16 protein-coding genes and 2 pseudogenes are annotated in these 23268 nt (G+C 64.2%); 9 read left to right on the top strand and 9 right to left on the bottom strand.

What is annotated here, in order from left to right; all coding sequences use genetic code 11:
* Positions 1-156 precede the first annotated feature (156 nt).
* The 9 genes and pseudogenes from sppA (at position 157) to B5526_RS18400 (ending at position 8371) form a co-directional block, all read left to right on the top strand.
* Positions 157-1137, top strand: coding sequence for a signal peptide peptidase SppA (sppA, locus tag B5526_RS18440; protein WP_079540283.1), 981 nt, complete (start codon positions 157-159; stop codon positions 1135-1137).
* A 172-nt stretch (positions 1138-1309) separates the two neighbouring features.
* Positions 1310-1618: an integration host factor subunit beta gene (locus B5526_RS18435; RefSeq protein ID WP_079540281.1), complete on the top strand. Its 309-nt coding sequence runs from the start codon at positions 1310-1312 to the stop codon at positions 1616-1618.
* An 81-nt stretch (positions 1619-1699) separates the two neighbouring features.
* A complete protein-coding gene (locus B5526_RS18430; RefSeq protein WP_079545095.1) occupies positions 1700-2092 on the top strand; it encodes a lipopolysaccharide assembly protein LapA domain-containing protein in 393 nt (130 codons plus the stop codon).
* Positions 2093-2156: 64 nt separating this feature from the next.
* Positions 2157-2807 (top strand): annotated as a pseudogene (locus tag B5526_RS18425) (phosphoribosylanthranilate isomerase); the annotation flags it as partial.
* A 178-nt stretch (positions 2808-2985) separates the two neighbouring features.
* Positions 2986-4200: a tryptophan synthase subunit beta gene (trpB, locus tag B5526_RS18420; protein WP_079540277.1), complete on the top strand. Its 1215-nt coding sequence runs from the start codon at positions 2986-2988 to the stop codon at positions 4198-4200.
* A 205-nt stretch (positions 4201-4405) separates the two neighbouring features.
* A complete protein-coding gene (trpA, locus tag B5526_RS18415; protein ID WP_079540275.1) occupies positions 4406-5242 on the top strand; it encodes a tryptophan synthase subunit alpha in 837 nt (278 codons plus the stop codon).
* Between the two features lie 102 nt (positions 5243-5344).
* Positions 5345-6286, top strand: coding sequence for an acetyl-CoA carboxylase, carboxyltransferase subunit beta (gene accD / locus B5526_RS18410; protein WP_079540273.1), 942 nt, complete (start codon positions 5345-5347; stop codon positions 6284-6286).
* Positions 6283-7626, top strand: a complete 1344-nt coding sequence (locus B5526_RS18405; RefSeq protein ID WP_079540271.1) for a bifunctional folylpolyglutamate synthase/dihydrofolate synthase — start codon at positions 6283-6285, stop codon at positions 7624-7626. The genes accD and B5526_RS18405 overlap by 4 nt, the downstream gene beginning before the upstream one ends.
* Before the next feature lie 4 nt (positions 7627-7630).
* Positions 7631-8371 (top strand): metallophosphoesterase family protein, encoded by a 741-nt coding sequence (locus B5526_RS18400; protein ID WP_079540269.1) that lies wholly within the window; start codon positions 7631-7633, stop codon positions 8369-8371.
* A 245-nt stretch (positions 8372-8616) separates the two neighbouring features.
* Here B5526_RS18400 and trxA read toward each other — a convergent pair whose 3' ends face one another.
* The 9 genes and pseudogenes from trxA to coaBC all read right to left on the bottom strand — a co-directional run bounded on the left by trxA (position 8617) and on the right by coaBC (position 23265).
* Complete coding sequence (gene trxA / locus B5526_RS18395) at positions 8617-8937, bottom strand: thioredoxin (protein WP_079540267.1); 321 nt, start codon at positions 8935-8937, stop codon at positions 8617-8619.
* Positions 8938-9005: 68 nt separating this feature from the next.
* Positions 9006-12534: pseudogene (gene addA / locus B5526_RS18390) on the bottom strand (double-strand break repair helicase AddA).
* On the bottom strand, positions 12528-15674 hold the full coding sequence (gene addB, locus B5526_RS18385) for a double-strand break repair protein AddB (protein WP_079540263.1): 3147 nt from the start codon (positions 15672-15674) through the stop codon (positions 12528-12530). The pseudogene addA and the gene addB overlap by 7 nt, the downstream one beginning before the upstream one ends.
* A gap of 148 nt (positions 15675-15822) precedes the next feature.
* The gene (locus tag B5526_RS18380) at positions 15823-16545 is read right to left on the bottom strand and encodes a nucleotidyltransferase family protein (protein WP_079540261.1); all 723 of its coding nucleotides are present in this window, start codon (positions 16543-16545) and stop codon (positions 15823-15825) included.
* Positions 16546-16672: 127 nt separating this feature from the next.
* Complete coding sequence (locus tag B5526_RS18375; protein WP_172842207.1) at positions 16673-16987, bottom strand: PilZ domain-containing protein; 315 nt, start codon at positions 16985-16987, stop codon at positions 16673-16675.
* An 86-nt stretch (positions 16988-17073) separates the two neighbouring features.
* Entirely contained in the window at positions 17074-18597 is a 1524-nt protein-coding gene (gene tsaE, locus B5526_RS18370; RefSeq protein WP_079540258.1) for a tRNA (adenosine(37)-N6)-threonylcarbamoyltransferase complex ATPase subunit type 1 TsaE, read from the bottom strand.
* Positions 18594-21098, bottom strand: a complete 2505-nt coding sequence (locus B5526_RS18365; protein ID WP_079540256.1) for a sensor histidine kinase — start codon at positions 21096-21098, stop codon at positions 18594-18596. The genes tsaE and B5526_RS18365 overlap by 4 nt, the downstream gene beginning before the upstream one ends.
* 293 nt (positions 21099-21391) lie before the next feature.
* Positions 21392-21850 carry a dUTP diphosphatase gene (gene dut, locus B5526_RS18360; protein WP_079540254.1) on the bottom strand — a complete coding sequence of 153 codons (459 nt, stop codon included), beginning with the start codon at positions 21848-21850 and terminating at the stop codon, positions 21392-21394.
* A complete protein-coding gene (gene coaBC / locus B5526_RS18355; RefSeq protein WP_079540252.1) occupies positions 21847-23265 on the bottom strand; it encodes a bifunctional phosphopantothenoylcysteine decarboxylase/phosphopantothenate--cysteine ligase CoaBC in 1419 nt (472 codons plus the stop codon). Before coaBC ends, dut begins: the two co-directional genes overlap by 4 nt.
* Positions 23266-23268: the final 3 nt, after the last annotated feature.

Here is a 23268-nt window from a genome sequence, read left to right as displayed (position 1 = left end):
CGGTGGTTATGGGTCCCTGCTTTCCGCAGGGACGACGAAAGGGCCTTGTTTTCTACATATTGCATCGCAATTGATGTAATTGGGACACGGCATATTAGTGCTGTGCAGAGAAGACCGTGCAATCCCCTTACGAACCGCTTCCTTTGGAGAATTTCGATGTCGCTTGATTCGGATGTGATCGTCGATCGCCGCAGGATTCGCCGCAAGCTGACGTTCTGGCGCGTGGTCGCGGTACTGGCCGCGATCGTCGCGATCGCCACTGTCGGCTTGGTGGCGACGCCGGGCGGACGCAGCGCGTTCACGAGCTCGAACGCGATTGCACGGATCAACATCGAAGGCCTGATCCGCAGCGACAATGATCGCGTCGAGGCGCTGGAACGGCTGGAAAAATCGCAGGCCGCAGCCGTCATCGTGCATATCAATTCTCCCGGCGGTACCACCGCCGGCTCCGAACAGCTTTACGACGCGCTGACGCGGCTGAAGGCGAAGAAGCCGCTGGTCGTGGTGGTCGAGGGATTGGCGGCGTCGGGCGGTTACATCACAGCGATCGCGGCCGATCATATCGTCGCGCAGCAAACCTCGCTGGTCGGTTCGATCGGCGTGCTGTTCCAGTTTCCTAATTTCACCGATTTGATGAAAACTGTCGGCGTCAAGGTCGAGGAAGTGAAGTCTTCGCCGCTCAAAGCGGCGCCCAACGGCTTTGAGCCGACCAGTCCGGAAGCGCGCGCCGCTTTGGATTCGCTGGTGAAGGATTCCTACACGTGGTTTCGCGGCCTCGTCAAAGAGCGGCGCGGCATGGACGACGATTTGCTCGAAAAAGTCGCCGATGGCCGGGTCTTCACCGGACACCAGGCCGTCGATCTGAAGCTGATCGATCAACTCGGCGACGAGAAAACCGCAGTGGCGTGGCTGGTGGCGCAGAAGGGCGTCAAGGCCGATCTGCCGGTGCGCAACTACAAGATGACACCACGCTTCGGCGACCTGACGTTCCTGCGAACGGCGGCTTCGATTACGCTCGATGCGCTGGGCTTCAGCACGATCGCCAGGCAAATCGAGCAGGCCGGCCTCGCGCAGGCGGTCGATCGCCTGGGCCTGGACGGCATGCTGGCGCTATGGCAACCCGCCGGCAGCAATTGAACCGCCTAAGTCCGGTTTCCGTCCCTCGCTCCCGCAGGGCGGGTATTGCCACAATCCCCAATCCGGCCGATTGTCACGCGTTTTCGCGCGGCGCAATATTCATTTAGCGTCTTGACAGTTCAACGCATTTTCACGGAAATGGATATCCGCACCGTCCCGGGTCCCAGTCTCGATGATCAAATCCGAACTTGTTCAGCGCATCGCCGAGCACAACCCGCACCTTTACCAGCGGGATGTCGAGAACATCGTGAATGCCATCCTCGATGAGATCGTCGCCGCGCTGGCGCGTGGGGATCGCGTCGAACTGCGCGGTTTTGGCGCATTTTCGGTGAAGCACCGTCCGGCCCGCGCCGGCCGTAACCCGCGCACCGGCGCGCATGTCCCGGTCGATCAGAAGAGCGTGCCGTTCTTCAAGACCGGCAAGGAAATGCGCGAACGTCTGAACCGCGACAACGGGTCGTCACCCGACGCCGGCGCGTAGGCGTTAAGCCTCGGATCAGTCCGTGGGTCTGCTGTTCGCGGAATACGCGCCCGCCGGTCTCCATCAACGCGAGAGATGGTCATGCGAAAGTTCTTAACCGGCCTCGTCCTGATTCCGCTGGGGCTGATCTTCATCGTCTTCGCGGTCGCCAACCGTCATCTTGTCACGGTGTCGTTCGATCCGTTCAACTCCGCCGATCCGTCGGTCTCGGTCAGGCTGCCGCTGTTCGTGCTGATCATCGCGGTCGCGATCCTGGGGGTGGTGGCGGGCAGCTCCGCGACCTGGTTCCGGCAGCGCCGCTGGCGGCGCGCGGCCCGCCAGCACGAGGCCGATGCGCGGCAGGCGCGCTCCCAACTGGCCGATCTGCGCGCCGCAGCCCCGGCCTCGCGCTACGACCCGCAGCGCCTTCCCGCCCCGCAGCCGGGGGGCTTTTATGGGCCCAGTGGGCGAGACAAGCAGGGCGCGACGTTGTAGAACGCGGGCGCAAACGAACCACTTTTTTCGGCTTTTACCGCCGTCCTGACCTGTGCCCTGAACCATGTCCCTGATCGTCAAAATTTGCGGCCTGTCCACGCGCGAGACGCTCGACGTCGCGCTGGATTCCGGCGCGGATATGGTGGGATTTGTATTTTTCCCGCCGTCGCCGCGGCATCTCAGCCTCGAGACCGCGCGCGAACTCGGCAAGCACGCAAAACGGCGCGCCACAAAAGTTGCACTCACGGTCGATGCCGATGATGCGACGCTTGCCAATATCGTCGAGGTGCTGCAGCCGGATATTTTGCAGCTGCATGGCCGCGAAACCGTGGCACGGCTGCGCGACATCAAGCAGAAATTCGCATTGCCCGTGATGAAGGCGATCGCGGTCGAGACGCCGGCCGATCTTGCAGCGTTGCCCGGCTATGCCGCGGTCGCCGACCGCATCCTGTTCGATGCCCGCGCGCCAAAGGAAGCCACCCGCCCCGGCGGTCTCGGCACCGTGTTCGACTGGCATGTGCTGGAAAATCTCGATCTCAAATTGCCGTTCATGGTCTCGGGCGGGCTTAATGCCGAAAATGTCGCGGAAGCCATCCGCGTCACCCGCGCCGGCGGCGTCGATGTTTCCTCCGGCGTCGAGCGCGCTCCCGGCGTCAAGGATGCCGAGATGATCCGCGAGTTTATCCGCGCCGCGCGCGCCACCAGCTCTCCTTCACCTCTCCCCGTTTACGGGGAGAGGTCGGATCGCTCTTGCGATCCGGGTGAGGGGGAGTCACCGCATTCAAGCCTGTCACCGAGTTCGCGGAAACAGCCCCTCACCCCAACCCTCTCCCCGCAAGAGCGGGGCGAGGGAGCAGAGGCAGCGCTGCGCGGCAACAAGAGTTGATAAATTGATGAATCAAAACTTGCGAAATTCCTTCCGCAGCGGTCCGGACGAGCGCGGGCATTTCGGCATTTTCGGCGGCCGCTTCGTCGCGGAAACGCTGATGCCGCTGATCCTCGATCTGGAAAAAGCCTATGCGGACGCCAAGGCCGATCCGGCGTTCCAGGCCGAGATGAATGGCTATTTGAGGGACTATGTTGGCCGGCCGTCGCCGCTCTATCTCGCCGAGCGCCTGACAGAACATCTCGGCGGCGCCAAGATCTATTTCAAGCGCGAGGAACTCAATCACACCGGCTCGCACAAGGTCAACAATGTGCTCGGCCAGATCATGGTGGCGCGGCGGATGGGCAAGCAGCGCATCATCGCCGAGACCGGCGCCGGCCAGCATGGCGTCGCCACTGCGACGTTGTGCGCGCGGTTCGGGCTCGATTGCGTAGTCTATATGGGCGCGGTCGATGTCGAGCGGCAGCAGCCCAATGTGATCCGGATGGAAATGCTGGGCGCCAAGGTGATCCCGGTGCAATCGGGATCGCGCACGCTCAAAGATGCCATGAACGATGCGCTGCGCGACTGGGTGACCAACGTGCACAACACGTTCTACTGCATCGGCACGGTGGCCGGCCCGCATCCCTACCCGATGATGGTGCGCGATTTCCAGTCGGTGATCGGCGTAGAGACCCGCGCCCAGATGCAGGAAGCCGAAGGCCGCCTGCCGGATTCGCTTGTCGCCTGCATCGGCGGCGGCTCCAATGCGATGGGCCTGTTCCACCCGTTCCTCGATGACCCATCGGTCGAGATTTTCGGCGTCGAGGCGGCGGGCCATGGACTGACGCAACTGCATGCCGCTTCCATCGCCGGCGGCCGGCCCGGCGTGCTCCACGGTAACCGGACTTATTTGCTGATGGACGATGACGGCCAGATCCAGGACGCTCATTCGATTTCGGCGGGGCTCGATTATCCCGGCATCGGGCCGGAACATTCCTGGTTGCACGAAACCGGCCGCGTCAAATACCTATCCGCCACCGATGACGAGGCGCTGGCGGCATTTCAATTGCTGTCGCGGCTGGAGGGCATCATCCCGGCGCTGGAGCCGGCGCATGCCATCGCCAAGGTGATGGAACTCGCGCCGAAGCGGCCAAAGGATCATCTGATGGTGGTCAATCTCTCCGGCCGCGGTGACAAGGACATCCCGCAAGTGGCGGATATTTTGCGGGGGAAGAAGTGACTGGCTACATCGAATTCGCGGAGAAAGCCCCCACCCTAACGCTCCCCCGCAAGCGGGAGAGGGAACGGACCGTGTTCGGGTTAAGCACTGTTGTATCCATTAGGCGAGCTGCGCCCCCTCTCCCGCTTGCGGGGGAGGGCTGGGGTGGGGGTGTCTCCGCAAACACCGCTCTTGGGAAACGGCACAGCACAGCGAGCGCCGCGTTATGACCACCCGCATCGACGCACGTTTTGCCGAACTGAAAGAGCAAGGCCGTTCCGCTTTCATCACCTTCCTGATGGCCGGCGATCCCGACTCTGCGACCTCGCTCGAGATCATAAAAGCGCTGCCGAAAGCGGGCGCCGACATCATCGAGATCGGCATGCCCTTTACCGATCCGATGGCGGATGGCCCGGCGATTCAGGCGGCGGGTCTGCGCGCGCTCAAGGGCGGCATGACCTTGAAGAAAACGCTCGCGATGGTGCGCGAGTTTCGTAACGGCGATAACACGACGCCACTGGTGCTGATGGGCTATTACAATCCGATCTACATCTACGGCGTCGACAAGTTTCTGGCCGACGCAAAATCCGCGGGCGTCGATGGATTGATCATTGTCGACCTGCCGCCGGAGGAAGACACCGAATTGTGCCTGCCGGCAATGCGGGCCGGGCTGAATTTCATCCGGCTGGCAACGCCGACCACCGACGACAAGCGTCTGCCCGCCGTGCTCGCCAACACGTCCGGCTTTGTCTACTACGTCTCCATCACCGGCATTACCGGCAGCGCCAGCGCCGACACCAAGGTGGTCGGCGAAGCCGTCGCCCGCATCAAGCGGCATACGAAATTGCCGGTTTGTGTCGGCTTCGGCATCCGCACGCCGGAGGGTGCGCGTGCCATCGCGCAAAATGCCGACGGCGCGGTGGTAGGCACCGCACTGGTCGACGCGCTCCGCGGCAGCCTCGATGCCGAAGGCCGCGCCACGGCCAAAACCGTCGACGCGGTCGCCGATCTCGTGGCATCGCTGGCGGAGGGCGTCCGGGGCGCAAAGCAGGCCGCCGAATAAGCCACAATTGCGGTCGAGATAGACCGCAAACGGCGGCTTGCCGGGCTTGGTCCGGGCCGCCATATAGTTGAGGGGCGATTTGATCGCCATTCGGAGCGAACCATGAATTGGCTCACCAACGTCGTCCGGCCGAAAATCCGCAACATCCTGCGGCGCGAGACGCCGGAGAATTTGTGGATCAAATGCCCTGATTCAGGACAGCTCGTGTTCTACAAGGACGTCGAGGCCAACCAGTTCGTGATTCCCGATTCGAACTACCACATGCGGATGGGCGCGGTGGCGCGGCTGAAATCAATCTTCGACAACGAGACCTGGTTCGACGTGGCGCTGCCGGAGGTATCAGCCGATCCCCTGAAATTTCGCGACGAGCGCAAATATGCCGATCGCATCAAGGATGCGCGCGCGCGAACCGGGCTGAACGACGCCATCAAGGTCGGCTACGGCAAGCTCGAAGGCGCCGCGGTCGTGATCGCGGTGCAGGATTTCGACTTCATGGGCGGCTCGCTCGGCATGGCCGCCGGCGAAGCGATCGTGCGCGGACTTGAACTCGCGGTCGAAAAGAAATCGCCGTTCATCGTGTTCGCGGCCTCCGGCGGCGCCCGCATGCAGGAAGGCATTTTGTCACTCATGCAGATGCCGCGGACGACCGTGGGCGTGCAGATGCTGCGCGAAGCCAAGCAGCCTTATATCGTGGTGCTGACCAATCCGACCACCGGCGGCGTCACCGCTTCCTACGCCATGCTGGGCGACGTGCAGATCGCCGAGCCCGGCGCGCTCATTGGTTTTGCCGGCGCCCGCGTGATCGAACAGACGATCCGGGAAAAACTGCCGGAAGGTTTTCAGCGCGCCGAATATCTCAAAGACCACGGCATGGTCGATATGGTGGTGCATCGCCACGATCTGCGTCCGACCTTGGCGCGATTGTGCCGGCTGCTGACAAAATCGCCTGCGATCGAAACCGTCTCAAAACCCGCGCCACAGGTCACCATGCCGACCCAGATCGTGCCAGGTGCGGACGTCGCGCCGGCAGCGCCCCACGCGTGAACGCGTCCGCGGCCAGGCGAGCGCCATCGCTCGATGAATTGATCGTGCGGCTGTCGGCCCTGCATCCAAAGCATATCGATCTCGATCTGACGCGGATGCACCGGCTGCTGGCGCAGCTCGACCATCCCGAGCGCAAATTGCCGCCGGTGATCCATGTCGCCGGCACCAACGGCAAGGGTTCGACGATCGCGTATTTGCGGGGGATTCTGGAAGCCGCGGGCCTATGCGTCCACGTCTATACCTCACCCTCCCTGGTACGGATCAACGAATGTTTTCGGCTCGGCCGGACAGGCGGCGGCGCGCTCGTCGATGACGACGAGCTCCGCAGCGCGCTCGAACATATCGAGAGGACCAATGCAGGCGCGCCGATCACCATTTTTGAAATCGAAACCGCGGCGGCCTTTTGGCTGTTCGTGCAGCATCCGGCCGACGTTGTACTGCTGGAAGTCGGCCTCGGCGGGCGGCTCGATGCCACCAACGTGATCGACGCGCCGCTCGCGACCGTGATCACGCCGGTCAGCATGGATCACACCGAATTTCTCGGGGACACGCTGACGGCGATCGCAGGCGAGAAGGCCGGCATCATCAAGCGCAACGCACCTGTCATCTGCGCGGAACAATTTCCCGACGTATTGGTGGTGATCGAGCAGCAGGCAAGGCGCATGCACGCCCCCATCCATGCCGCCGGCGAGGGCTGGCACGTCAATGTCGAGCGCGGACGGCTGGTCTATCAGGACGATCGCGGCTTGATGGATCTGGCGGCGCCAAAACTGTTCGGCCGCCATCAGTTCGACAATGCCGGCCTCGCGATCGCGACGCTGCGGGCGCAAAGCACCTTCAGAATCGAACCGGCCGCGTTCGAAGCCGGCATCGTCAATGCCGAATGGCCGGCGCGGATGCAGCGGCTGGCGTCGGGCACGCTGGTGGCGCAGGCGCCACAGGCCAGCGAGATCTGGCTCGACGGCGGCCATAATGCCGAGGGCGGCCGCGTCGCGGCGGCGGCGCTCGGCGACCTCGAAGAGCGCGTGTCGCGCCCGCTTGTGGTCATCGTCGGCATGATGGCAAACAAGGATGCGCGCGCATTTCTCGCCAATTTTGCCGGCCTGACGCGCCATATCATCGCGGTGCCGATACCGGACCGCGACAACGCGATGCCGCCGGACCGGTTGGCGGATGCGGCGCGCGCGCTCGGCATGCGCGTGGAAACCGCCGGCAGCTTTGAGGCGGCGCTGCGTTCGTTGACGCGGCTCGCCTATGAGGTACCGCCGCGCATCCTGATCACGGGCTCGCTCTATCTTGCCGGCCAGGTGCTGTCCGCCAACGGCACGCCGCCGGGATAAGATCATGCGCTTTGCCGCGATTGCCGATGTGCACGGAAATTATCTCGCGCTGGAAGCTGTTGTGGCCGATATCCGCGCGCAGGGCATTACTGACATCGTCAACCTCGGCGATATGGCAAGCGGTCCGCTCGACGCGCGGCGGACAATGGATGCGCTGATGGCGCTTAAAGCCGTCCATGTGCTCGGCAACCACGACCGCTATCTGATCGATCGCTCGCCCGAGAAGATGGGATCGTGGGACCGCCCCGCGCATGCGCAACTTGACACAACGCACCTCGATTGGTTGCGCGCGGTGCCGGCGGCACGCGTGTTCCGCGAAAAAGTCTTTCTCTGCCACGCGACGCCTGAGAACGATGAGGTCTATTGGCTGGAAACCGTGTTGCCCGATGGCACCGTGCGGATGGCTTCTCTTGAGGCAATCGAGAAGGTGGCGGAAGGGATCACCCAGCCGCTCATTCTCTGCGGCCACAGCCATCTCGCCCGCGCGGTCCGGCTTGGCGACGGGCGCCTGGTGATAAATCCCGGCAGCGTCGGCTCGCCCGGCTATCGCGATATCCATCCGTTTCCGCATGTCGTCGAAGCCGGCACGCCGGACGCGCGGTATGCGATCCTTGAACTCGATGGCGGCGTTTGGCGCGCGACCTTCCGCCACGTGCCGTACGATCACGATACGATGGCGGCTTTAGCCCGTCGCAACGGCCAGGCCGAACTCGCCTCCGCGCTGGCGACGGGCTGGATCAGGTAGCGGAGCTATGTCCACATCATTACTCGTCATACGCGGGCTTGACCCGCGTATCCATCAATCTTCGTGAGAGGCTTTCTCAAGAGGATGGATGGCCGGGTCATAGGCGAGCGGAAGCGACGCCGTCCTTCGGACGGCTATGCCCGGCCATGACGAGGGATTTTCTTGGCTCGAGGCCGGCATGCCTCGCAAAACAAAACGGCCGGCGTTTCGCCGGCCGTTCGAATAAAATCATCGCGCGAGAGCGATCAGACCGCAGCCGTAATCCACTGCTGCAGCTTCTGCTTCGGCGCGGCGCCGACCTGGCGCGAGGCCATCTCGCCGCCCTTGAAGATCATCAGCGTCGGGATCGACATCACGCCGTATTTCGAAGCCGTCTTCGGGCTCTCGTCGACGTTGAGTTTGACGATCTTGACCTTGTCGCCCATCGCGCCCGAAATCTCGTCGAGCGCGGGAGCGATCATGCGGCAGGGGCCGCACCATTCGGCCCAGAAATCGACTACGACCGGGCCGGTCGCCTTGAGCACTTCGGCGTCGAAATCGGCATCAGAAACCTTGCCAACGGCCATTGGAATACCTCGTTCAGTTTGGGAAGAATGCAGCGCTTGGGAATCGCCGCCTGGATCATGCGACCAACCTATGAACGCCGGGTTGCCGGGTCAAGCTTGGACATCCCCCCGGATAATGGCTGCCAGTTGCGCGTCCAGCGCAGGAGCAGAAATCTCCATCAATTCAGGCGTTTCGGTCCAAAGTAATGCTGCGCGGACCGGCAGTTGGGGATAAAGCTTCCCCAGCACCGCCCGGTAGAGCGCAAGCTGGCGGACATAGCTCGCGGGTGCCTCAGTGGCGAGTTTTGGGGGGGCATGGTTGGTCTTGTAATCGACGATCAGGACCTCGCTCTGGCTCACCACCAGCCGGTCGATTTGTCCCGAAACCAGCGCCGGCGGCCGTCCCGGCCGCTCCAGCCTCCCGGCGATACCGACCTCGGCGCGGCTGCCGGCGCCGAATACCGCCGCAAAGCGCGGATCCCCGAGCAGGGCCAACACCCCGTCCGCCAGCGCCTCGCGGTCGCCTTCGCTCCAGCCACCGGCGTTGCGGGCGAGATAATTTAGCGCGGCGTCGCGGCGTCGGTCGATGGTGATTTCGGGTAGCGATTGCAGCAACCGGTGCACCAGCGTGCCGCGCTGCACCGCACGTGCGCGCAACACGATCGTCTCGCCGGTCCTGATGCCGCGACCATCGTTCTCGGCCGGCCCGGAGGGGCGCAAGAGGCTGTCCGCAGAGGCTTCCGGCGGCGCGGATGTCCGCAACCACGAGGGCAGCTCGATCGGCGCGCCCGTCGCCGGCGCTGCGGCTGCGCCTGTGGGAGCCACGACATCCTCGGGTCGCGCGTAGCGCTTTATCGGACCGTCGGATGTCTCGATGGTCTCTTCGCGCAAGCCGGAATTGGCGAGGCCTTTGACGATCAGGTCGTACCAGGAGAACTTGCGCACGCTGTTCATGTTGCCGGGCATGCAGCCGCCGACCACCAGCCGGTCGGCGGCCCGCGTCATCGCGACATAGAGCAGGCGGCGGTATTCATCCTCGGTCTCGCCCAGCATCGCCGTGCGGGCCGCGGCGACCGCCGCCGGATCGTCGGCCTTCCTGCCGGCCCAGACCACGACGCCGGGGGCATGCGGCGCCGCATCGCTTTTTGGAAGATGGATGAGTTTGAGGCGTTGCGTGTCCGAGGGCGAGGAGGTGGTGTCCACCAGGAACACGACCGACGCTTCCAGTCCCTTGGCGCCATGCACGGTCATGACGCGGACTTCGTCGCGCGAGATTTCCATGTCGCGCTTCACCTCGAGGTCGGCCGTGCGCAGCCACGCCATAAAACCCTGCAGCGAGGCCGGTGCCTTGCGCTCATAACCGAGCGCAAGTTCGAGAAATTCGTCCAGCGCGTCATTGGCCTCGTGACCGAGCCGCTTCAAGATGCGCGCACGGCCACCATCGCCCCCGAGCAGCCAGGCATAGAACGCAAACGGCGTCTCGGTGGCAAACCGGTGTTCGCACGTCTCAAGACGGTCCAGTGCCTGCTTGAATTTGCCATCGCTCGCGGCGTGATCGTTCAGCGCGCGACGCAGCGACCCCTTGCGCTGCCATGCCAGGGTGAACAGATCGTCGTCGGAAAGCCCGAACAGCGGGCTTTTCAGCGCGACCGCGAGCGCAAGATCGTCCCGCGGTAACAACAGCGCGTCGGCGAGATTCATCAGATCGATGATCGCGATATGCTCGGTCAGTTTCAGCCGGTCGGCGCCGGCAACGGGAATATTGGCGTGTTTTAGGGCCTGGATCACCGCGTCGAAGGCGTTGCCGCGCCGCCGCACCAAGACCAGCATGTCGCCGTAACGCAGCGGACGGCGATCGCCGGCGTGTCCCGTCATGGTGCCGCTTTCGACCAGCCGCCTGATCTCGGCCTGGATGCGCTTTGCGAGTTTCACCTCCGGGCTCGTTGCCGATACCCCGTCGAACGGCGCGCGCCAGCCTTCGAGGTCGTCTTTCTTGTCCGGCAGTTGCAATTCCCAGAGCTCGATCAGGCTCGGCCCGGCGTCGGCCAGGGTTTCGTGCACCGGATGCGCGTTGTCGGCATGGATGCTGCGATAGATCGTCTCGTCGCGAAACACGTGGTCGACCGATTGCAGGATCGCCGCGCCCGAGCGGAACGAATAGGTGAACGACACCGGATCGAATTTCAGCCCGGCATCCCTGAATTTCTTATCCAGCGCCCGCCGGCGGCTGTCGAACTCGCGTGGCGCGGCGCCCTGAAACGAAAAGATCGACTGCTTCTCGTCGCCGACGGCGAAGATCGTGCGCACGACGCCGTCGCGCGCGCCTTGGCCGGCGGTGAATTCGGAAATGATATGGTCGACAATGTCCCATTGCCGGGGGCTGGTATCCTGGGCCTCGTCGATCACCACGTGATCGACGCCGCGATCGAGCTTGTAGTGCACCCAGCCTGAAGACACGCGATTGAGCATCGCCAGCGTCTTGTCGATGAGATCGTCGTAGTCGAGCAGCCCGCGCTCCTGCTTCTCGCGCCGGTAATTTGCGGCTGCTGCGGTCGCGATGTGCAACAGCGCCTGCGTGCGGTCACGAATCGTCACCGCCCGGCGCCGCTCGATCAGGGGCGTGATGCGGAGCTTTTCCATTTCGAACAACCGGCCAACCGCGGGATTGTCACGAATGAAGTTGTTCGTCACCACGGTTGCGCGCGGCGTGCGGTCGGTTTCCGTCAGGAAAACGGTGAGATAGTTGTCGACCTGCTCAATACCGTTGAGCGTCAGCGCCCCGCGTAATCGATCCGCCTGTTTTCGATCAGCGTTGCTGCTGGTATCGAGAACGGAGGCAATGTTGTCCCACCGCGACCGCGGCAGATTCGGTCCGTCGACGATCTCACGCTCGACGTCCTCGATGGCGTCAGTGGGATCGACGCCAAGCTCCGCCGACACCTGCAAGGCAGCCGCTTCCCCGCTGCCGGCGGCATCGGTCCAGGCCATGAAATGGTCGCGGCTGAGACAAGCCTCGCGTACCACATCCTTGAAGGTGACGTCGGCGGCACTCGCCATGGCGGTCATGAGCGCGCGGCCGGTCGCGCTGTCGGGATCACGGGACGCCTCGAGCAATACCCTGAGATTGGCGCGCTCCATCATCTCGTTCTGGTCGCGATCGTCGAGCACGGTAAAGCGCGCCGGAACATTGGCCTCGAACGGAAATTGCTGCAGCAGCCGCGTGCACAGTGCGTGGATGGTCTGCACCTTCAGTCCGCCCGGCGTTTCCAGCGCGCAGGCAAACAGTTCGCGCGCGCGCAGGCGCAGTTTGCGGTCGGGATGAGGAATTCCGACGTCGCGGATCGCGGCGTCAAGGGCCGGATCATCGAGCGTGACCCAATGGCCGAGCGTCGAAAACACCCGCTCCGCCATATTGGCGGCGGCAGCTTTTGTAAAAGTGATGCAGAGGATTTTTTCCGGAGGCACGCCGTCGAGCAAAAGCCGGATCACCCGCTGCACCAGCACATGGGTCTTGCCCGAACCGGCATTCGCCGACACGAACGCCGACGAAGCAGGATCCGACGCGCGCGCTTGGGTCGCGCGGACGGCGGAAGGAATTGGGCGCGGCGCGGCTACCATTCTTCGATCCCCAATCCGCCGGCCGCGGACCATTCCTTGATGCGGGCGAGATCGTCGTAGGCGCCGTAGCGGTTCGACCACATCGACAGATTGAGCGAGGTATAGGCCTGGTCTTCGTCCTCGAATTGCCGGATCAGCTTTTCCAGCTGTTGTCGCGCATAGTCCGCGGCGGCATCGGGCGGTTGCGGCTGATCGCTCGGCTTGATCTTCAGCTCCAGCGATCGTTGCTCGCCCGGCGGATTGTTGCCGGAAAGCCTGACATAGACGAGTTCGCCGACCGAAGCGTCCGCCGGAATATTGGCAAACCCGCCTTCGCGCAAAATCGCCGCCTCCAGCGTGAGCTGCGGTGACAATCCCATCCGCACCTGCTTGCCGGTCGGCGGTTGTCCGGTCTTGTAATCGAGGATCGCATACGTGCCGTCATGGCGGCGCTCGATCCGGTCGGCGCGCGCGGACAGCACGAAGGTACGCTCGTTGTCGAGGCGAATCGGAATCTCGCCGCCGATCTCGGCGTCGATGATGCCGATATTGCCGCGGCGGGCGATTTCCCATTCCGCAAACCATTTGGCGATGCGCTGGAAGCGCGGCCACCACAACGCCCGCGCCTCGGGCCGCTCCATCAGCGGCGCGAAATATTTTTCGCCGATGCCGCGCAACGCCAACGCCGGACTGTCGGGAAGGGCCGTTGCGAAGTTTTGCGTAAATTCGCCGAGCGCATCGTGGATCGCCGAGCCGCGGTCGGCGGCCGACAATGGCATGTCGACGGGATCGAGCGGCGCCAGGCGCAAAATGTATTTCGCGTAGATCGTATAGGGATCGCGCAGCCAGTCCTCGATCGCGGTCACCGACAGTTTTAGCGGCCTCGTCGCACGCGGCGGCTTTGGCGCCGGCTGCGGGATCGGCGCGATCTTGTCGGGCCGGTCCAGTTCTTCGGCGAAGCGAACATATTTTTCGCCCGCTTGCCTGGCGGCGTCCCAGCGCGCTTCGCCGGCGACCGCCTCCAGCCGGTGCAGGAAGCGCGAGGCCACCGCGGGCGCGCCGCCGACTTTGGCAGCATGGCTGAGGATGACGTCCTCGGCGCCGAGCAATTGCGCAAAATCGTGCGCCGAGAGACCAATGCGCCGTTCCGGCAGATCGAGGCCGAGCTCGTGCCGCATCGGCCGGCTCAGCCACGGGTCGGTTCGCGGCTGCGGCGGCCACACGCCTTCGACCAGTCCGCCGACAATGACCCGGTCGGATTGGGTCAACCGCGCCTCCAGCGGGCCGTAAATCTTCAAATGGACGTTGGCCGCCTCCGGCCGCCGCACCGTGCGGTCGGCGAACGCGGTCTGGAATACTTCCGGATAATCGCCGAGCTGCACCATCAGGCCGCTCTGCGCCCCACCGCCGAGCAGATCGTCGAAGGCGGAGGCGAGCGCCGATCCTTGCGGGCCATCGAATATGATGGCGACGCCGTGCTCATCGCGCGAGAGCGCCGTCAGCACGTCGCGATGGCATTTTGCCAATTCGGCAAAATCATACGGCTTGGAGGAGGAGAGACTTTCAAGCGGCGAAAGCGCTGCGTGCAAGGTTTTGATCAATTGGCGGGCCGCTTCGATTTCCCGGTCTCGAAGCCTGGTCCTTGGCTCGGCGCGGTGCAGCGAGGATGTCTCGCCACGATTGAGCTTGGCGAGTTCCTCAAAAAACCGCGCAAAATCCCGCGCCAGCCCGCCGCTTCCCGCCTGTGGCCGGGTGCCGCGCAATAGCGCCAGTTCGAGCGTTTCAATGGCGGCCCTGAAGGCGCCCTGCGCGCCGCCCAACCGGCACAGCGGATGTTTTATCAGTGCCAGCAGCGTCGGTGGCTCGAGTTGCTTTGCCGCCGCCTCAGCCGTGAGGCGCGCAAAGATTCCGGCCGGCGTCTCCATCAGCGCATCGCCGCCGGAATCGTCGAAGGCGAGATTCCAGCGGCCGAGCGCGGCCATCACCCGTCGCGCCAGCGCGCGATCCGGTGTCACCAGCGCCGCCGACTTGTCCAGATGCCGCGCCTCACGCATCGCAACCGCGATCGAAAGCGCCTCCATCTCGGGATTGGCAGCCTCGATCACGGCGAGATTTGTCATGCCGGCCGAAATCTTGCCGACGATGTCGGGCTCGCCCAGCCGCCGATGCCATTGCGCGGAGGCGTTGGAAGGCCGCATTGCTTCGGACACCAGCACGTCGCGTCCATGCGGCGAGGGCGCATTCAAAATCTCGACGTCGCCGCGCCTGATGCCAAATCGATGCAGCAGCGCATGCATCGCGAACTGCGGATGGTTCGACGCCGGCTGCGTGATGAATTTTCCCTGCGCGTCCCTGACGCCGCCTATCAATTGCCAGGCTTCCTCGTCGAGGTCGGTGTCGAGCCCCGGCAGCACCACCGCGCCGTGCGGCATTGCGCTCACGGCATGGAGAAATCTTGCGGTTGCCGGCATCGAACCGGTCGAGCCTGCCGCGATCACCGGTCCGTCGCGATGCCCGGTCAGGCGTTTTGCTTCCGCCTCGATCAAAAGATCGCGCCGCGCCGCCGGCTCGATCTTGCCGATTTCCGCAAGATGCGCCGGCCAGGCCTGCCGCGCGATCGCTAAGAATTCCAGCGAGTGCTGCCAGTATTTGTCGAGCTGATCCGGCACCAGCCCGTCAAGCGCTTCCCAGCCGACGCCGCGGGTCACCATGTCGTCCATCAGCCGCGCCAGATCGGTCGCCAGCGCGAGCGTCGAGGCCGGACCGCCGACGACCAGCGGCGCGGACACCGGGCTTTTCGCCCAGGCAGCGACCAGTTTTGCCAACGTCAGCCGGCGCTCGAGTTCGCCGAGTTTTGACGGAATCTCCAATGGCGCCGCGCCGCCGTATTGTTCGGCCTCTTCCGCGAACGCGAGCTCGTCCTCGTCAATGTCGCCGAGCGCGACAATGCGCGGCAGCACCACGGCGTCGGCGTTCAATTCGTCGAGAAAGATTTCCCGCGCCATCCGTCCGGCGCGCCGGGTCGGCAGATAAAGCGTCGCCTGCGCCAGTTTTTCCGGGTGCGCGCGCGCGTCAAATCCATCGACCAGCCGGCCATCGACGAGCGCGGCAATGACCGCGCGCAGGAACGGTACCGAGACGGGAACACTGAAAACGCGCATGAGCTTCCTGATTCGAGGACCAGGAAGCATCATGGCATGGGCGTATTTTGGGCGCGATTTTTAATTGGTTAGGCGCCCGTTATGCTCGGGCGCATCCCAACAACCGGTCGTCGTCCCCGCTTTTCGCAGGGACGACGATGGTGGGTGGTCAGGCCACGCTTTCGAGAAACGCCTCTTCCGCCGCCTCGACCGCATCGGGGGTTCCGACATGCATCCAGACGCCGTCGAGCCGCAGGCCGAACAGCCGCTCCTGCTCGTTGGCAGAATCGAACAATTTGGTCAGCGAAAATTCGCTCTTCGGCGCGCCCGCGAACAGCGACGGTGACATGATCGCGGCGCCGGCATAGACGAACGGCACCACCTGGTGTTCCCGGCGCTTGCGCAAGGGCCCGTCGGGCAGCATCGCGTAATCGCCATGCCCATTATAGCCGATGCTGCTCGTCGTCGGCGCCATCAACAACAGGATATCCATGCGCGCGGGATCGAAGGTCTCGGCGAGCCGCGCCAAATTGGGCCGCACGCCGTCGATCCACATCGTGTCGGCATTGACGAGGAAGAACGGAGCCTGTCCAAGCTGAGGCAGCGCCTTGACGACGCCGCCGCCGGTGCCGAGCACCTGATCGCGCTCGTCGGAGATGATCACACGGGGCCGCGTCCGATCGGCGACATGGTCGATGATCTGGTCGGGCAGATAATGCACATTGACCACGGCTTCGCTGACGCCGGCGTCGCCGAGCTTGTCGAGCACATGATCGAGCAGCGGGCGGCCGGCGACGCGCACCAGCGGCTTCGGCATATGGTCCGTCAGCGGGCGCATGCGCAGGCCCAGTCCGGCGGCGAGCACCATGGCCTTTGTAGGATTCACCGACATTTCAGGAGTTTCTCGAAGCTCGATTGTTGATAACGCCAATCATATCACGGTGATTCGCGAGGGCTACCGGTCGTTGATGCCATAGCCGCCCGGCATGACGATTGTGCGACCGGAGCGTCGGGCGCGTTCATACATCCGCCGTACTGCGCCGCATCGCCTTTTTCTTCTTGTCGCCGGTTTTGAGGAAATTGACGCCGATCTGATCGCCATTGACCCAGGCCAATTCGCAACGGCGGTAGGCAAGGCCAGTGGACGACAGCAGCAGGAAGAATTCCTTCAGGTGCAAGCCCTCGACGGAGCCTTCGACCGTGAGCTTGGCGCCGGTCTCCGAGACGTCTTCCATCGTGCATTCGCGCCGCCAGGTGCCGTCGATGCCCATCATATGCGCGCCGATGCCGCGCTCGAATGTGACGCGTTCGCCCTTGCGACGTTCCGACACCATCATTTCGCTCCAGCACATGAGCCGCGCCCTACGCTCCCGGGCAGGGTCGCCGCAGATTAGAGGGAGGTTGGCTAATATCCGGTAAACTACCGAAGCGGCGGCGGGACGTTGGCTTTGTACCAGTCCCGCGCACGCGCGAGCACGGGGTGCGCCAGCGAACGGCTCAGATAAGTCCAGATCCGGGGCTGGTGACGCAGATATTGCGGCTTGCCGTCGCGCCGGTTGAGCCGCGCAAAGGTGCCGAGCAGCCTGGTGTTTCGCTGCGCCGACATGATGGCATAAAGCTCGGCGAATTCGGCCGGATCGAAGGCATCGTCGGACGCCCGCCGCGCCTTGATGTAGCGCGTCAGGAGCGCAAGCTCGAGCGTTTCCGGCACGTCGATCCGCGCATCCTGCAACAGCGACACCAGATCATAGGCGGCAGGCCCGAGCACGGCGTCCTGGAAGTCGATGATGCCAACCCTTGCCGTGTCCGATCGCTCGCCGAGCCAGATCAGATTGGGGGAATGAAAGTCCCTCAACACCCAGGTTTTCGCGGCGGCGGCGGGCTTGGCCAGGAGATCGCGCCACATCATGACGAATTCGGCGCGCAGATTGTTGGTCGGCTCGATGCCGCGGTCGGGCAGATACCATTCCAGCATCAGGCCGATTTCGACCAGCAACGCTTCGGTGTCGAAGGCGGGGATGGCGTATTCGATCTGCGGCGCCAGCGGCAGGATTTCGGGCAAGGCTTCGCGATGCAGCGCCGCCAGCAAATCGGTTGCGGCCTCATAACGCTCCGCGATCGGCGCCGGTGGATCGCCCTCGACAAAACCGGCGCTGCCGAAATCCTCGGTGATCAGGAATCCTTGGTCGAGGTCGCCATGATGGATCGCCGGCGCCGAGAGACCGCGGCCGCGCAGGCCGGTATCGATGGCGACAAACGGCTTGACGTCTTCGGCCAGATGCACGGCCGCGCTGTAGGATTTTCCGTCATAGATCGCCGGCCCATCGGGGCGCCGCGGAAAGTTCATCAGGATCACGACGCCATCGTCGCGGACCAGCCGTGCATAGGAACGTATCGACGCGTCGCCGGGCATGCGCAGGCGTTTTGCCTCCGCAAGGCCCGCGCCGTCGAGAAATTGCCGCAACGCTTTGAGCCGCGCGACCTGTGGGGCCGCCTTGCCGTAGCCGGTGATTTCGGCGGCCCGCGCGGTCGAGCCCAGCGCCGGACGGTGGCTCAGCGCGATATCGATGCGGTCGGAGGGCAAGGCCGATGGCGCGCGCTCCGGCCATTCGATCAGCGCTACCGTCCCCTCAGGCAATGGCGACAGGCCGATCTCTTCCAGTTCGATCGGATCGTTGATGCGGTAGAGGTCCGCATGCAGCAATGGAAACGGCGGCAGGTCGTAGGCCTGCGCCAGCGTAAAGGTCGGGCTTGGAACCTCGACCGAATCGTCGTCGGCCAGATAGCGGATCATGGCGCGGGCGGCTGCGGTCTTGCCGGCGCCGAGGTCGCCCGAAAGGGTGATGACATCGCCCGGGCCGATCAGCAGCGCGAGATCGGCCATCAAATGCGCGGTTGCGCTCTCGTTCGACAGCGCCAGCGAGAATGTCGTGGGAGGGTTCATTCCGCGGCGTTGCGATGCGCAGCCTGATCGATCGGAAAATTGCAGGTCACGGTCGTGCCTTTGCCGACGATTGAATTGACGTCCACCTTGCCTCCATGCAGTTCGACGAATGACTTCACCAGCGACAGGCCGAGACCGGCGCCGCGGTGCCGCGATCCGTGGGAATGGGACTCGAACCAGTCGAACACCTTGTCCTTGACGTCGGGCGGAATGCCCGGCCCGGAATCGGTCACGGCGAAAATGACGCTGTGTTCGGTGCGTTTGGCGCTCAAGCCGATGGTCCCATCCTGAGGCGAAAATCCGACCGCATTGGCCAATAGATTATACAATACCTGCACCACGCGGCGCTCGTCACCGACAAAACTGCCGATATTGGGGTCGACATCGACCTTGAGCTGGATGCGGTCGGTGGCGAGCCGGTCCTGGATGCCTTCGGCGGCGGCCTCGATGGTCTTGCGGATATCGATCGAGCCGATGTTGAGCGACATCGCCCCGGCGTCGATGGTGGCGAGATCGAGGATGTTGTTGATGATGGCGAGCAGCGCGTTGGTGGACGCGGTGATGTAGCCGAGATATTCGGCCTGCTTCGGCATCAGGGGGCCGGTAACGGGGTCGGACAGGAAGTGCGCGAAACCGATGATGGTGGTGAGCGGCGAGCGCAATTCGTAGGACACGTGGTGGACGAAATCGACCTTCATCTGGTCGGCGGCCTCGAGCGCCTCGTTGCGCTCGCGCAACGCCCGCTCGACGTTTTCGGTATCGGTGATGTCCTGGAAGGTCAGCATGGTGGCGCCGTCGGGCAGCGGCATGGTCATGCAGTCGAGCACGCTGCCGTCCCGGCGCTCCAGTTTTAGTGGCACCTCGACGCGGTTCTCGATCCGCGTGATGGCTTCGCGGATCGTCTGCCAAATGTCGGCGTCATCGAACAGCGGCCTGCACCAGGCTTCCACGGTCTCGATATGCGGCTGTTCGCGCAGTGCGTCGGCCGACAATTTCCACATTTTTGCAAACGCCGGATTGAACAATTGCGCGCGGCCGTTGCTGCCGAACACCGCGACCGCCTCGGTGAGATTGTCGAGGGTTTCGCGCTGTACCCGGATCAGGCCGTCGAATCGGCGGGCGAGGTCGAGGCTCTCGGTGACGTCGTCGAACAGATAGGTGACGCCGCCTTCCGGGTTCGGCGTGGTGACGACGCTCAAGGCGCGGCCGTCGGGCAGATACCAGCTGTCTTTCTCCGGCTCGACGGCGCGATAGGCCTCGTGCAGCTTGACTTTCCAGGCCCGGAAATCCGGTTGTTCGGGCAGTTTGCGGGCGGCGCGCAGGCGGTCGAGCACGCTGGAATCGTCGGGATTGCTGTCGAGAAAGGCCCGGTCGAGGTCCCACAGCCGCCGATAGGAATCGTTGTAGAAGGCGAGCCGCCGCTGGCCGTCGAACACGGCGACGCCGGATGACAATTGATCAAGCGTGCGGCGATGCGCCTCCGCCATCCGCACCAGCTGCTCGCGCAGCGTCGTCGCCTCGCCGGCGTCGATCGCAATCCCGGCGCTGCCGCTGCCGAGGTTGAGCGCATGCACGTCGTAGACCCGCCGCGCGCCGCCGACCACGATCGGCAGCCGCGCGGTGAAGGCCGAATTGTCATTGAGCGCCCGGCTCACTTCCTCGCGCTGGTCGCTTTCGAGCAGCTCGAGGTTGCGATGGATGGCGTCCGCGACACCGGCCGCCTCGGTGGCCTTGGCATAGGCCGCATTGGCGTAGCGAAGGTCGCCTTGCGCGCTCTTGGCCCAGATCGGCCACGGCGCTGCGGCTGCGAAGTTGCGCAGCAACTCGGTCTCCTCGAGAAGCGTCCTGTAGCGAAGGTTGGATTCGGCGAGTTCCCGGCGCAGGCCGCCGAGGTCGCGAATCCGCACAATGGCCTGGCCGCCGATGGCGCGGCCCAATGCCTCGATGATGCGCCCGTTCGACGTCGTGAGATTGAGCAAAAAGCCCTCGCCATGCTCGCGCAGCGCGTCGACGGCATGATCCATTTGCAACGCCGGCTCCGGCGGCAGCCAGGTTCCGAAGGCGAGGATGCGTTGCGGGGCCTCCTGTGGCATCAAAAGCGCAATATCGCCGCTGATTTGGGGACGGTTGTCGCCCGCGGGCCACGCGATCAGGATCTGGGGTTCGGCAAACAACAGCGCGCGGAACCGATCGGCCTGGGCTTGCAGGTCCGCGATGCCAGCGCGCAACCGCGCCTCGCCTCTTGCCGCGCGCAGCCGAGTGCGCATCAGAAGGATTGCCGCCACCACCGAAAAGCCGAGCAGTGCCAAGGCGGTGGTCAGCACCGCGAATTCCTGGCGATTCAAGTGCAGATGGGCCGAGATCGCATCCAGCAGCGATGAATCGCCGGCCGACGCCGGCGCGATTGAAGCCAGCGTCCCGCCAAGACTGATCAGGCCGTTACGTGCCAGTGATGTGCACGACAGCAAGGTCCGACGCATCGCCACGATTACGCCCGACATGGTTTGCCCCAAACCGCACGACTTTACGCCCGGCGACGACCCCCGCCGTTCGCGAATCGAATGACAATATCCCCAACGGGAGTCGGCCGGTAAGAGTCCAGATCGTGAACGCGAATCCCGGCGCCAAAAAATGCGCGATTAAACCTTATCGGCGCGAATTTTCGCGAAAGTGAATCCGTCTCTTTACGGAGATTAGAGCATGGTCCGGAAAAGTGGAAACCGGTTTTCCGAAAAGACCATGCTCAAACAAAAAGATAACGCTGGCCTCTGATGCAGCGAAGCTGAATCGGAGGCTAGCGCCCGGTCGAGCCGAAGCCGCCCGAGCCGCGGTCGGTTGCGGAAAGCGAGGTTGCCGGCACAAGTTCCGCGCGGACCACGGCCGCGATCACCATCTGCGCGATGCGCTCGCCGCGGCGAATCGAAAATGCCGCCGCGCCGTGATTGATCAGGAGCACGCCGATCTCGCCGCGGTAGTCGGCGTCGATGGTGCCGGGCGAATTGAGCACAGTAACGCCGTGCTTTGCGGCAAGCCCCGAGCGCGGACGGACCTGCGCTTCATAGCCCGGAGGCAGCGCAATCGTCAGCCCGGTCGGCACCAATGCGTGCGCTCCAGGCGCAAGGACCAACGGCGAGCCTTCGGGGACCGCGGCCAAAAGGTCGAGGCCGGCGGCGTGCGCGCTCTGATAGGCCGGCAGCGCCAGGCCTTCGCCATGCGGCAATTGCTGGATATCGACTTTGACGGGTGCGCTCACGCGGTTTTCTCGGCGGTTTTGGCGATCCGCGCCACCAGCGCGGCTGCGACCTGTTCCTTGGTCATCACCGGCCAGGAATCGACATTGATTTCGGCACCCTCACGGGTCAGCAGATGAATCGTGTTGCGGTCGCCACCCATCACGCCGGTTGCCGGCGAGACGTCATTGGCGAGGATCCAGTCGCAGCCCTTGCGCGCCAGTTTCGCCTTGGCGTTGTCGATCAGATGTTCGGTCTCGGCGGCAAAGCCGATCACCAGCGGCGGCCGCTTATCGGCGAGTTTTGCGATTGTCGCGAGGATATCGGGGTTTTCAACGAGCTGCAGCGGTGGCATGCCGGCGGAAGTCTTTTTCAGTTTCTGTTCGCCTTCATTGGCCACGCGCCAGTCGGCAACCGCCGCGGCGAAGATCGCGATATCGACGGGGAGGGCGGCTTCCACCCTATGCAACATTTCGCGGGCGGATTCCACACGCCTCACCGTCACGCCCTTGGGATCGTCGAGATCGACCGGGCCCGAGATCAGGGTGACGTCGGCGCCGGCGGTTTGTGCTGCTGCGGCAATGGCAAACCCCTGTTTGCCGGAGGAGCGGTTGGCGATGTAGCGCACCGGATCGATCGGCTCGTGCGTCGGTCCCGCGGTCACGAGGACGCGTTTTCCGGCGAGCGGACGCGGCTGGGCTGGGCGCACGAAGCGCTCCGCGGCGGCGGCGACTTCGGTGGGCTCCGCCATCCGGCCGATTCCGGCCTCGCCCGCTTCGGCCATTTCGCCCGCATTGGGGCCGACCATGGCGACGCCGTCGCGTTCGAGCTGCGCGACATTGCGGCGGGTCGCGGGATTGTTCCACATCAAGGGGTTCATCGCCGGCGCCAGCAGGATCGGCCGGTTGGTGGCAAGCAGAATGGCGCTGGCGAGATCGTCGGCATGGCCCTGCGCGATCTTCGCCATCAGGTCGGCGGTCGCCGGCGCTACCACAATCAGTTCGCATTCCCGCGCCAGGCGAATATGGCCGGCGTCGAACTCGCTCTCGGGATCGAACAGATCGGTGTAGACGCGCTCATGCGACAGCGCTGAGGCCGCCAGCGGCGTGACGAATTGCTGCGCGGCTTTTGTCAGCACGCAGCGGACGTGAAGATGCCGGTCCTTGAGCCGCCGGATCAGATCCAGCGCCTTGTAGGCCGCGATACCGCCGCCGATGATGAGGGTGATGCGGGGTTGGTCGGTCGCATCGGCGCGCCGCGGAAAGGGCGGCGTGGTGGCCTGCGGCGGGTGCGCTTCAACAGAATAGGGGCGGCCCTCGATCATTTCCCGAAGGATCACCCTGACTTCCTCTTCGACCGAGCGGCCGTTCTTGGCGGAGCGCAGCCGCAGATAGGCTTTGACGCCCTCATCGAGTTTTCGGATGGTGAGGCTGGCCATGAG

It is taken from the genome of Bradyrhizobium lablabi (assembly GCF_900141755.1).
GTDB classification, from domain to species: Bacteria; Pseudomonadota; Alphaproteobacteria; order Rhizobiales; family Xanthobacteraceae; genus Bradyrhizobium; species Bradyrhizobium lablabi_A.
Note: the sequence above shows the minus strand (reverse complement) of the source record. Positions and strands in the feature narration are given on the sequence as shown.

What these genes read in the sequence shown, in the direction of transcription:
- sppA (WP_079540283.1), top strand. Translation starts at nt 157, where the DNA reads ATGTCGCTTGATTCGGATGTGATCGTCGATCGCCGCAGGATTCGCCGC.
- B5526_RS18435 (WP_079540281.1), top strand. Translation starts at nt 1,310, where the DNA reads ATGATCAAATCCGAACTTGTTCAGCGCATCGCCGAGCACAACCCGCAC.
- B5526_RS18430 (WP_079545095.1), top strand. Translation starts at nt 1,700, where the DNA reads ATGCGAAAGTTCTTAACCGGCCTCGTCCTGATTCCGCTGGGGCTGATC.
- trpB (WP_079540277.1), top strand. Translation starts at nt 2,986, where the DNA reads ATGAATCAAAACTTGCGAAATTCCTTCCGCAGCGGTCCGGACGAGCGC.
- trpA (WP_079540275.1), top strand. Translation starts at nt 4,406, where the DNA reads ATGACCACCCGCATCGACGCACGTTTTGCCGAACTGAAAGAGCAAGGC.
- accD (WP_079540273.1), top strand. Translation starts at nt 5,345, where the DNA reads ATGAATTGGCTCACCAACGTCGTCCGGCCGAAAATCCGCAACATCCTG.
- B5526_RS18400 (WP_079540269.1), top strand. Translation starts at nt 7,631, where the DNA reads ATGCGCTTTGCCGCGATTGCCGATGTGCACGGAAATTATCTCGCGCTG.
- trxA (WP_079540267.1), bottom strand. Translation starts at nt 8,937, where the DNA reads ATGGCCGTTGGCAAGGTTTCTGATGCCGATTTCGACGCCGAAGTGCTC.
- addB (WP_079540263.1), bottom strand. Translation starts at nt 15,674, where the DNA reads ATGCGCGTTTTCAGTGTTCCCGTCTCGGTACCGTTCCTGCGCGCGGTC.
- B5526_RS18380 (WP_079540261.1), bottom strand. Translation starts at nt 16,545, where the DNA reads ATGTCGGTGAATCCTACAAAGGCCATGGTGCTCGCCGCCGGACTGGGC.
- B5526_RS18375 (WP_172842207.1), bottom strand. Translation starts at nt 16,987, where the DNA reads ATGGTGTCGGAACGTCGCAAGGGCGAACGCGTCACATTCGAGCGCGGC.
- tsaE (WP_079540258.1), bottom strand. Translation starts at nt 18,597, where the DNA reads ATGAACCCTCCCACGACATTCTCGCTGGCGCTGTCGAACGAGAGCGCA.
- B5526_RS18365 (WP_079540256.1), bottom strand. Translation starts at nt 21,098, where the DNA reads ATGTCGGGCGTAATCGTGGCGATGCGTCGGACCTTGCTGTCGTGCACA.
- coaBC (WP_079540252.1), bottom strand. Translation starts at nt 23,265, where the DNA reads ATGGCCAGCCTCACCATCCGAAAACTCGATGAGGGCGTCAAAGCCTAT.